General features: G+C 60.4%; 9 protein-coding genes. All 9 read left to right on the forward strand.

The window, feature by feature from the left end; genetic code table 11:
* Positions 1-13 precede the first annotated feature (13 nt).
* The 9 genes from asd to ACIOMO_RS16965 all read left to right on the forward strand — a co-directional run bounded on the left by asd (position 14) and on the right by ACIOMO_RS16965 (position 10,891).
* Positions 14-1,126 carry an aspartate-semialdehyde dehydrogenase gene (gene asd, locus ACIOMO_RS16925; RefSeq protein ID WP_008083209.1) on the forward strand — a complete coding sequence of 371 codons (1,113 nt, stop codon included), beginning with the start codon at positions 14-16 and terminating at the stop codon, positions 1,124-1,126.
* Between the two features lie 244 nt (positions 1,127-1,370).
* Positions 1,371-2,381, forward strand: a complete 1,011-nt coding sequence (locus tag ACIOMO_RS16930; RefSeq protein WP_401242226.1) for an aspartate-semialdehyde dehydrogenase — start codon at positions 1,371-1,373, stop codon at positions 2,379-2,381.
* A gap of 208 nt (positions 2,382-2,589) precedes the next feature.
* Positions 2,590-5,247 carry a FimV/HubP family polar landmark protein gene (locus tag ACIOMO_RS16935; protein ID WP_401242229.1) on the forward strand — a complete coding sequence of 886 codons (2,658 nt, stop codon included), beginning with the start codon at positions 2,590-2,592 and terminating at the stop codon, positions 5,245-5,247.
* A gap of 227 nt (positions 5,248-5,474) precedes the next feature.
* Positions 5,475-6,299: a tRNA pseudouridine(38-40) synthase TruA gene (truA, locus tag ACIOMO_RS16940; RefSeq protein ID WP_077571926.1), complete on the forward strand. Its 825-nt coding sequence runs from the start codon at positions 5,475-5,477 to the stop codon at positions 6,297-6,299.
* Between the two features lie 65 nt (positions 6,300-6,364).
* Positions 6,365-6,985, forward strand: a complete 621-nt coding sequence (locus tag ACIOMO_RS16945; RefSeq protein ID WP_401242231.1) for a phosphoribosylanthranilate isomerase — start codon at positions 6,365-6,367, stop codon at positions 6,983-6,985.
* A 376-nt stretch (positions 6,986-7,361) separates the two neighbouring features.
* Positions 7,362-8,282 carry an acetyl-CoA carboxylase, carboxyltransferase subunit beta gene (gene accD / locus ACIOMO_RS16950; protein ID WP_008083214.1) on the forward strand — a complete coding sequence of 307 codons (921 nt, stop codon included), beginning with the start codon at positions 7,362-7,364 and terminating at the stop codon, positions 8,280-8,282.
* Positions 8,279-9,586 (forward strand): bifunctional tetrahydrofolate synthase/dihydrofolate synthase, encoded by a 1,308-nt coding sequence (gene folC / locus ACIOMO_RS16955; protein ID WP_401242234.1) that lies wholly within the window; start codon positions 8,279-8,281, stop codon positions 9,584-9,586. The genes accD and folC overlap by 4 nt, the downstream gene beginning before the upstream one ends.
* Positions 9,570-10,232: an SPOR domain-containing protein gene (locus ACIOMO_RS16960; protein ID WP_401242237.1), complete on the forward strand. Its 663-nt coding sequence runs from the start codon at positions 9,570-9,572 to the stop codon at positions 10,230-10,232. The genes folC and ACIOMO_RS16960 overlap by 17 nt, the downstream gene beginning before the upstream one ends.
* Before the next feature lie 98 nt (positions 10,233-10,330).
* Positions 10,331-10,891, forward strand: coding sequence for a CvpA family protein (locus ACIOMO_RS16965; protein ID WP_053118946.1), 561 nt, complete (start codon positions 10,331-10,333; stop codon positions 10,889-10,891).
* The last annotated feature ends 35 nt before the right edge of the window (positions 10,892-10,926 follow it).

The raw sequence follows: 10,926 nt of genomic DNA on the forward strand, positions 1-10,926 counted from the left end.
AGGGGTAGTTGCGATGAAACGTGTAGGTCTGATCGGTTGGCGCGGAATGGTCGGTTCCGTGCTCATGCAGCGGATGCTGGAAGAGCAGGATTTCGATCTAATCGAGCCGGTGTTTTTCACCACTTCCAACGTCGGTGGCCAAGGCCCGTCCGTGGGCAAGGACATTGCTCCGCTCAAGGATGCTTACAGCATTGATGAGCTGAAGACCCTCGACGTGATTCTGACCTGTCAGGGCGGCGACTACACCAGCGAAGTGTTCCCGAAACTGCGCGAAGCCGGTTGGCAGGGTTACTGGATCGACGCGGCCTCGAGCCTGCGCATGAACGACGACGCGGTCATCATTCTTGATCCGGTGAACCGCAAGGTTATCGATCAGCAGCTCGATGCGGGCACCAAGAACTACATCGGCGGCAACTGCACCGTCAGCCTGATGCTGATGGGCCTGGGCGGTTTGTTTGAGGCCGGTCTGGTCGAGTGGATGAGCGCCATGACTTATCAGGCGGCCTCCGGTGCCGGCGCACAGAACATGCGTGAACTGATCAAGCAAATGGGCGCGACCCACGCCGCTGTCGCTGATCAACTGGCCGATCCGGCCAGCGCGATCCTCGACATCGACCGTCGCGTTGCTGATGCCATGCGCAGCGAAGCGTACCCGACCGAAAACTTCGGCGTACCGCTGGCCGGCAGCCTGATCCCGTGGATCGACAAGGAACTGCCGAACGGCCAGAGCCGTGAAGAGTGGAAAGCTCAGGCCGAGACCAACAAGATCCTCGGTCGCTTCAAGAGCCCGATCCCGGTCGACGGCATCTGCGTGCGCATCGGCGCCATGCGTTGCCACAGCCAGGCGCTGACCATCAAACTGAACAAAGACGTACCGATCGCCGATATCGAAGGGCTGATCAGCCAGCACAACCCTTGGGTCAAGCTGGTACCGAACAACCGCGATATCAGCATGCAGGAGCTGAGCCCGACCAAGGTCACCGGCACCTTGAATGTGCCGGTTGGCCGTCTGCGCAAGCTGAACATGGGCTCGCAGTTCCTTGGCGCGTTCACCGTTGGCGACCAACTGCTGTGGGGCGCGGCCGAACCGCTGCGTCGCATGTTGCGGATTTTGCTCGAGCGTTGATCGCTTGAAGCAATGAAAGAGCCCGTGCCTTGAAAGAGGTGCGGGTTTTTTTATGCCGATCGTTACCACGCTCTGCGTGGGAATGCATCCCGGGACGCTCCGCGTCCCTTTACAAGCCGAACGCTGAGCGTCCGATGCGGCATTCCCACGCGGAGCGTGGGAACGATCCGGGTGGGCAGAAATTGCCTGTGCGCCAGTCACCCGGTAAAGTGCCGCTCCCCCCGTTTCGCCAGAGGCTCGCACCATGACCCAGACCCTAGATATTGCCGTAATCGGCGCCACCGGTACTGTCGGCGAAACCCTCGTACAGATTCTCGAAGAGCGCGACTTTCCGGTCGGCAACCTGCACCTGCTGGCCAGCAGCGAATCCGCCGGTAGCTCGGTGCTGTTCCGCAACAAAAACGTGCGCGTGCGTGAGGTCGACGAGTTCGATTTCAGCAAGGTCAAACTGGTGTTTTTCGCCGCTGGCCCGGCCATCACCCTGAGTTACGCCGCGCGCGCTCACGCTGCCGGTTGCTCGTTGATCGACTTGTCCGGCGCCTTGCCGGCCGATCAGGCGCCGCAAGTGGTGCCGGAAGCCAACGCCGCTGTACTCGCCCATCTGAAAGCGCCGTTCCAGGTCAGCAGCCCAAGCCCGTCAGCCACCACGCTCGCGGTGGTATTGACGCCGTTGCTCGATCTGATCGACCTGCAATACGTCAATGTCAGCGCCAGTCTGGCGATGTCCGCGCAAGGTCGTGAAGCGGTGACTGAGCTGGCGCGGCAAACCGCCGAGCTGCTGAACATGCGCCCGCTGGAGCCAACCTTTTTTGACCGGCAGGTAGCGTTCAACCTGCTGGCTCAGGTCGGCACGCCGGACGCGAACGGGCACACGCTGCTGGAAAAACGTCTGGTGCGCGAGCTGCGTCAGGTGCTGGCGCAACCTTTATTGAAGATTTCCGCAACTTGCGTTCAAGCCCCGGTGTTTTTTGGCGATAGCTTTAGCGTGACCTTGCAGTCGAAGAAGGCCGTCGACCTGGAAAAGGTCAACGCGGCGCTCGAAGCGGCGCCGGGGATTGAGCTGGTTGAGGCCGGTGATTATCCGACTGCGGTCGGTGACGCAGTAGGGCAGGACGTGGTCTATGTCGGGCGCGTGCGCAACGGTGTCGACGACCCGGCGGAACTTAATCTGTGGCTGACGTCAGATAACGTACGCAAAGGCGCGGCCCTTAACGCTGTGCAGGTGGCTGAATTGTTGATAAAAGACCTGCTGTAAAAGATACTTGGCAACAATTTGTCGACTGATTCTAGGTGAGCGCTATGCTTGCCCGGAGCAGTTGAAAACGTGTCACCCTCCGGGACTTTCCGGGGCATCAAAGAAATGATCGCGCGCGACATCTGTCGTCGTCGCGCGCAATGCCTTACGGCAGCGACAATCAATATCTTCTCGCTGGCCGAGGAACGTTCAAACAAAGGATGAGGCTATGGTTCAAGTTCGCAAACTGGTGTTAGCAATAGCGGCCGCCTCGGCGCTGTCCTCCGGTATGGCGCATGCCCTCGGGCTCGGGGAGCTGACCCTGAAGTCGACCCTGAACCAGCCGCTGGTGGCTGAAATCGAGCTGCTCGACGTCAAGGATCTCACCGCTGCCGAAGTGGTGCCGAGCCTGGCTTCACCCGAAGATTTTGCCAAGGCCGGCGTCGATCGCCAGGCCTTCCTCAATGACCTGACGTTTACCCCGGTGCTCAACGCCAGCGGCAAAAGCGTACTGCGCGTCACGTCGAGCAAGCCGCTGTCCGAGCCGATGGTGAAATTCCTCGTGCAGGTGATGTGGCCGAACGGCCGTCTGCTGCGCGACTACAGCGTACTGCTCGATCCGTCGAAGTTCTCGCCGCAGACGGCTGATGCCGCTGCGCAACCAGCGCCGTCGCAAACCGTCACCGCGCCAACCACTGGCGCCACGCACTCGACTCAATACACCACGACCGCCCGCGATACCCTGTGGGAAATCGCCGCGAAGGCGCGTAATGGCGGCTCGGTGCAGCAGACCATGCTGGCGATTCAGGCGCTGAACCCGGACGCCTTTATCGGTGGCAACATCAACCGCTTGAAAACCGGTCAGGTGCTGCGTCTGCCGGATTCGACACAAAGCACCGCGCTGCCACAAACCGCCGCCATTGCAGAAGTCGCTGCGCAGAACGACGCCTGGCGCTCGGGCCGTCGTTACGTGGCCAAGCCTGGCACTGGCCAGCAGCAGCTGGATGCGACCAATCGTGGTCGTGGCAATAGCGGCGCTGCGCCAAATACCAGCGACAATCTGAGCCTGGTGTCTGCCGAAAGCGCCAAAGCGCGCGGTAAAGGCCCGGCCGGCGATGCCAAGGCGCTGAGCAACAAACTGGCGGTCACGCAGGAAAGCCTCGACACGACCCGTCGCGACAACGAGGAATTGAAGAGCCGCGTGTCCGATCTGCAAAGTCAGATGGACAAGCTGCAAAAACTGATCGAGCTGAAGAACAATCAACTGGCGAAGCTGCAGGCTGAAGGCTCGGGCGCTGCACCAGCGACTAACGCTGCAAATCCAGCGGTTCCTGCGATCACTGCAGATTTGGCTGCGACACCGCCTGCAACTCCGGCAGAAGCGGCCGCATCGCCAACCCCGGAATCGGCGATTGCACCGCCAGTTGATGCGCCGGTAGCGCCGACTGCCGAGCCAAAACCGGTTGTCGATGATGAGAAAACCTTCAACGAGCTGCTGACCAATCCTGTCCTGTTGGGACTGATCGGTGGCGGTGCGGTGGTTCTGCTGCTCCTGCTGTTGCTGCTGGCGCGTCGCCGCAAAGCTCAGCAGGAAGCCGAGAAACACATGCGCATGGCGCGTGCCTTGTCCGAAGAACAAGAGTTCTCCGCTGAACAGGATCTGCCGGAAAGCAGCTTCGAAGGCCTGGAAACACCAGCCGCCAGCGTCACACTCAATACCCCGGCTCCGGCGCCAACGCCTGCACCGGCAGCGGTCGTTGCGCCAGTGGTCATGGCCACGCCGATTGCTGCGCCGCTGGTTTCTCCAGCCGCCGAGCGTTCCGATGACGTCCTCGACAAAGCGCAATCGCACATCAATGCCGGTCGCTTGAATCAGGCAGCGGCGTTGCTGGAGGAGGGCGTCAGCCTCGAGCCGCAACGCAGTGACCTGCGTCTGAAACTGATGGAAGTCTACGGTCAGCAGGGCGATCGCGACGCGTTCGTCGCTCAGGAACGTCAACTGGTGGCCAATGGCGATAACTTCGCCAAGGTCGAAGAGCTGAAAAGCCGCTTCCCGGCCATGGCCCTTGTCGCTGCCGGTGGTCTGGCCGCTGCTGCAGTGGCTGCCGAATTGGACGCGCAATACGTCAAAGATTTGCTGCTGGATGAGCCGGAAGCACCTGCTGCTGCCCCGGCACCGGCGGAAGATGATCTCGACAGCGCGTTTGACCTGAGCCTGGACGATCTCGACAACATCACGCCGATCGAGCCTGCGCCTGTTGTTGAGCCGCAAACGCCGGAAGCACTGGCCGAACTCGACGAATTCCCGGCGGATGACGACCTGAGCTTTGAGTCGGTTCTGCAACAGCAGACCGACATCAAAGAAAACTTGGACGACCTGTCGGACTTCGATCTGGATCTGGATCTCGGCGCCGAACCGTCGCCAGCCACTCTGGCCGAAGACGACTTCCTGCTGGATCTGGACGATGGCGTGAAAGACTTGTCGCCGGTTGAGCCGCCCGTCGTGGCTGACGTACCGCAGGACGATCTGGAACTGCCGGCCGATTTCGATCTGTCGCTGGCGGACGAGATGGACTCCAATCCACCGGCCGAGCCTGATGCGTTCGCGGCGGAGCTGGATGACGTCAACGCTGAACTGGATCGTCTGTCGCAGAACATCGCCGAGCCGACGTTTACTGAGGCGGATGCGGCGCTGGACGCTGATCTGGGCGAAGACGATTTCGACTTCCTCTCCGGCACCGACGAAGCGGCGACCAAACTCGATCTGGCTCAGGCCTACATCGACATGGGCGACAGCGACGGCGCGCGCGACATTCTCAACGAAGTGTTGACCGAGGGTGACGAGAAGCAGCGGGGCGAGGCCAAGGACATGCTTTCGAGCTTGTAATCAGTCCAGCGGTAAACGAAACGGCAGCCCATAGAGGCTGCCGTTTTTGTTTGGGTTTTCAAGATCAAAAGATCGCAGCCTTCGGCAGCTCCTACCGGGGAATGCGGATTTCTGTGTAGGAGCTGCCGAAGGCTGCGATCTTTTGATCTTGAGGCCTTATAATGCCCGCCTTTGCAAAAACAGCAGGCTGTCCCACCTTGGCAAACATAGATAACCCGGTCGCCGAAATGGCCCCCGACGGCTTTTACCGCGTTGCGCTGGGCGTTGAATACAAAGGCTCGCGCTACAGCGGCTGGCAGCGCCAGTTGACGGGTGTGGCCACGGTGCAGGAAGAGCTCGAAAAAGCCCTGTCGAAAGTCGCCAACTCGCCGGTTTCCTTGCAGTGCGCCGGACGTACCGACGCCGGTGTGCATGCCTGCGGGCAAGTGGTGCATTTTGATACCACGGTCGATCGCTCGCTGAAAGCCTGGGTCATGGGCGCCAACATCAATCTGCCCCACGACATCAGCGTCAGTTGGGCGCGGGTGATGCCGGCGCATTTCCATGCGCGGTTCAAAGCCATCGCCCGGCGTTATCGCTACGTGATCTACAACGATCAGATCCGTCCGGCGCACCTCAACGAAGAAATCACCTGGAACCACCGCCCGCTCGACGTCGAGCGCATGGCCGAGGCCGCGCAGCACCTGATCGGTACGCATGACTTCAGCGCTTTTCGTGCCGGTCAGTGCCAGGCCAAGTCGCCGATCAAGAAGATGCATCACCTGCGCGTCACCCGCCACGGCAAGATGATCGTCCTCGACATCCGCGCCAACGCCTTCCTGCATCACATGGTGCGCAACATCGCTGGCGTCCTGATGACCATCGGTGCGGGCGAGCGGCCGGTCGAGTGGATGAAGGAAGTGCTGGAAAGCCGTGAACGCCGCTCCGGCGGAGTAACAGCGCATCCTTACGGGCTGTATCTGGTGCAGGTCGAGTACCACGATGAATTCCCGTTGCCCGAGCGTTTTATCGGGCCACATTTCCTTACGGGATTCTCGGAACTTGACGGCTGACGCCCTCGAACGCTTTTGTTACCATCCGGGACTTTCCCGGATTTTGCCTTGGAGTTTTTCTCGACATGTCAGCCGTTCGCAGCAAGATCTGCGGGATTACCCGCATAGAAGATGCGCTGGCCGCCGTCGAGGCCGGGGCGGATGCGATCGGATTCGTGTTTTACGCCAAGAGCCCGCGCGCAGTGTCCGTGCAACAGGCGCGGGCGATCATCAGGGCGTTGCCGCCGTTTGTGACCACCGTGGGCCTGTTCGTTAACGCCAGTCGCTGCGAGTTGGGGGAAATCCTCGATGCGGTGCCGCTGGATCTGCTGCAGTTCCACGGTGATGAAGTCGCTGAAGACTGTGAAGGCTGGCATCGTCCTTACATCAAAGCGTTGCGGGTCAAGGCTGGCGACGACATCGCCGCAGCTGTAGATGCCTACCCAAGCGCCAGCGGTGTGTTGCTCGACACCTATGTTGAAGGCGTGCCTGGCGGAACCGGCGAGGCGTTCGACTGGTCTTTGATTCCGCAAGGTTTGAGCAAGCCGTTGATTCTGGCCGGTGGCCTGACCCCGGAAAACGTCGCGGGCGCCGTGGCCCAGGTAAAACCCTACGCCGTAGACGTCAGCGGCGGGGTAGAGGCGAGCAAAGGCATCAAGGATCACGCAAAGATCCGCGCATTTATCAAGTCAGTAAAAGAGAAATAGGAACCAGCAGGAACCAGCAGGAACCTGTAGGAGCCTGTAGGAGCTGACGAGTGCAACGAGGCTGCGATCTTTTGATCGTAAAAAACAAGATCAAAGGATCGCAGCCTCGTTGCACTCGTCAGCTCCTACAAGTTCCTACTAGTTCTTACAGAGTGGCGGTGCCGATATTGATGTGACGGCTGGCAGTCTGCCGCCGTCCATCAATGCACTTGCACAAAGCAAGCGTGGCTGAGGGTTGTCCGGATTGCACGCAGGTCATGTTTCGCGCTGACCGTGGCGGTTCACCAACCATCGCCGCACACATGAATTTAGCTCAAGGGCATACGCGGGGTTGCGAATCGAAAGGTTCGGGCCGCCGGTACTGGAGAAAGAAAGCATGAGCAACTGGTTAGTAGACAAACTGATCCCTTCGATCATGCGTTCCGAGGTCAAGAAGAGCTCGGTGCCTGAAGGTCTTTGGCACAAATGCCCGTCTTGCGAGGCTGTGCTGTATCGTCCGGAGCTGGAAAAGACCCTGGACGTTTGCCCCAAGTGCAACCACCACATGCGCATCGGCGCACGTGCGCGCATCGACATCTTCCTCGATGCCGAAGGTCGCAACGAACTGGGCGCCGATCTGGAGCCGGTTGACCGTCTGAAATTCCGTGACGGCAAGAAGTACAAGGATCGCCTGGTGGCTGCGCAAAAGCAGACCGGCGAGAAAGACGCGCTGATCTCGGTCAGCGGCACCCTGCTGGGCATGCCGGTGGTGGTTTCGGCGTTTGAATTCAGCTTCATGGGCGGTTCCATGGGCGCCATCGTTGGTGAGCGTTTCGTACGTGCTGCCAACTACGCGCTGGAAAACCGTTGCCCGATGATCTGCTTCGCCGCTTCCGGCGGTGCGCGCATGCAGGAAGCACTGATCTCGCTGATGCAGATGGCCAAGACCTCGGCTGTGCTGGCGCGTCTGCGTGAAGAAGGCATTCCGTTCATCTCCGTGCTGACCGACCCGGTCTACGGCGGTGTTTCCGCGAGTCTGGCGATGCTCGGCGACGTGATCGTCGGTGAGCCGAAAGCCCTGATCGGCTTTGCCGGCCCGCGCGTTATCGAACAAACCGTGCGTGAAAAACTGCCGGAAGGCTTCCAGCGCAGCGAATTCCTGCTGGAACACGGCGCGATCGACATGATCATCCACCGTCAGGAACTGCGCCCGCGTCTGGGTAACCTGCTGGCACAAATGACTGGCAAGCCGACGCCGAAATTCGTCGCCGCGCCAATCGAGCCGATCGTGGTTCCACCGGTACCTGCTGGCCTATGACCGAGCGCACCCTTGGCGAATGGCTCGCCTACCTTGAGCAGTTGCATCCGTCGGCCATCGACATGGGCCTGGAGCGTTCGCAACAGGTAGCGTCCCGCATGGGGCTGGGCCAGCCGGCGCCTCGGGTGATTACGGTCACCGGCACCAACGGCAAAGGTTCGACCTGCGCATTCGTGGCTTCATTGCTGCGTGCGCAGGGCTTGAGCGTGGGTGTCTACAATTCTCCGCACCTGCTGCGTTACAACGAGCGGGTGCAGCTCAATGGCGTCGAAGCCACTGACGCACAGCTGTGCGAAGCCTTTGCTGCGGTCGAGGCCGGGCGCGGCGACACTTCCCTGACCTACTTCGAAATGGGCACCCTGGCGGCGTTCTGGCTGTTTCAACAGGAAAAACTCGACGCTGTAGTGCTGGAAGTAGGGTTGGGCGGGCGTCTGGACACGGTCAACGTAGTCGATGCCGACATCGCGCTGGTCACCAGTATTGGCGTCGATCACGCCGATTATCTGGGCGACACCCGCGAATCCGTGGCTTTCGAGAAGGCCGGGATTTTCCGTCAGGGCAAACCTGCCTTGTGTGGCGATCTGAATCCTCCGCAACCGTTGCTCGACAAGGCGCGCGAACTGGCCTGTCCGTTCTTCCTGCGCGGGCGTGATTTCGATCTCGGTATCACCGATCAGCACTGGCAGTGGCGCGGTACCGATGCGCAGGGTCAGGCTGTCGAATTGCACGACTTGCCGCTGCTCGATCTGCCGATGGAGAACGCTGCGCTGGCGTTGCAGGCTTATCTATTGCTCGGTTTGCCGTGGCATGCCGAGCAGATCATTGCCGCCTTGCAGGCGACTCGCGTGGTCGGGCGTCTGGATCGTCGTTCGTTCGAGTGGAACGGCAAACGCCTCAATGTGTTGCTGGATGTGGGGCATAACCCGCACGCGGCCGAGTATCTGGCCCGTCGGCTGGCCTCGCGGCCACCGGTCGGCAAGCGTCTGGCAGTGTTCGGTTTGTTGGCCGACAAGGATCTGGATGGTGTTGTCGGCGAATTGAATGCTAGTGTCGAGCATTGGGCCGTTGCGCCGCTGGATTCGCCGCGCGCACGTCCGGTGGCTGAATTAAACGCGGCATTGCAGAACCTTGGTGCGTCGGTCACGTCTTACGACAGTGTCGCCGCCGCCCTGGACGGTCAATGCGCAGTGGCGACAAGCGACGACGAGATTCTGTTGTTCGGATCATTTTATTGTGTTGCCGAGGCCCTTGAATGGTTGGCCCGGCGCTCCACGGAGGAAGCGGCAAATGGCTTTGCTGGATAAAGCGTACAAGCAGCGCATGGTGGGCGCTCTGGTGCTGGTGGCGTTGGCGGTGATTTTCCTGCCGATGCTGTTTTCGCGTCAGGACGAACAGCGTCAGGTTGTCGTGGAAGCACCGGCTACCCCGCAAGCCCCGACCGTGCCGCAAGTGCAGGTCGAGCCGGTCGCCGTGCCTGAACCGCAAGCCTTGCCGCAAGAGCCTGTGCCGACGGACGAAGAGGTTGCCGAGCAAGAAGCGCCTTCGGCACCGATCGCCGCCGCACCGGTAGTGCCAGCGCAGATCGTCAAACCGACAACGCCGCCGCCAACCTCAAAACCGATTCCTGCGCCTGCTCAGCCGATTACTGCCGGCCCGAGCGCCGCAGCGAGCAAGCCGGACACCACGCAAAGTCGCGTCGATGCCAACGGTCTGTCGGTGAGCTGGTCGGTGCAACTGGCTAGCCTGTCGAGCCGTGCCAGCGCCGAAAGCCTGCAGAAAACCCTGCGCAGCCAGGGTTACAACGCCTATATCCGTACGGCCGATGGCAAGAATCGGGTGTTTGTCGGCCCGCTGATCGAGCGCGCTGAAGCCGATCGTTTGCGTGATCTTTTGAGCCGTCAGCAGAACCTCAAGGGTTTTGTCGTGCGCTTCCAGCCTGAGCGCGGTTAAAAACTATCGCCTCGATTGAAATGCACTGACAATCGCAGCTTACCGAGAGGCATGCGCTCTGCTAAAATGCGCCGCCTTATCCGTCTGTAGGCTGCACTGTGCCATTTACCTGGGTTGACTGGGCGATCGTTGCAATCATCGCCATCTCCGCTTTGATCAGTTTGAGCCGCGGCTTCGTCAAAGAAGCATTATCGCTGGTGACCTGGATCATCGCAGGAGTCGTCGCCTGGATGTTCGGTGGTTCATTGTCCGAGTACCTCGCCGGATACATCGAAACCCCATCGGCTCGCGTGATCGCGGGCTGTGCCATCATGTTTGTCGCCACACTGATCGTGGGCGCAATGATCAATTATCTTATCGGCGAGTTGGTACGCGTCACCGGATTATCCGGGACCGATCGATTCCTCGGCATGGCCTTCGGCGCAGCGCGTGGCGTGTTGCTGGTGGTCGTGGCGATCGGGCTGTTGAGCCTGGGGCCGGTACAGCAGGACGGGTGGTGGAAAGAATCCCAACTCGTTCCCAAGTTTCTATTGGTCGCCGACTGGTCCAAAAACCTGATCCTTGGGTGGAGCAGTCAGTGGCTTGCCAGCGGAATCAGCGTACCCGCTGATATTCCGTTCAAGGAGCAACTCTTGCCGTCGGCGAAAACGCCTCAGTGAGTGTTGTTCAGTTCTGATCCATTAAGTAGGGGTTG

Origin of the sequence: Pseudomonas sp. NPDC087804 (assembly GCF_044742965.1) — a bacterium.
Taxonomy (GTDB): domain Bacteria; phylum Pseudomonadota; class Gammaproteobacteria; order Pseudomonadales; family Pseudomonadaceae; genus Aquipseudomonas; species Aquipseudomonas rustica.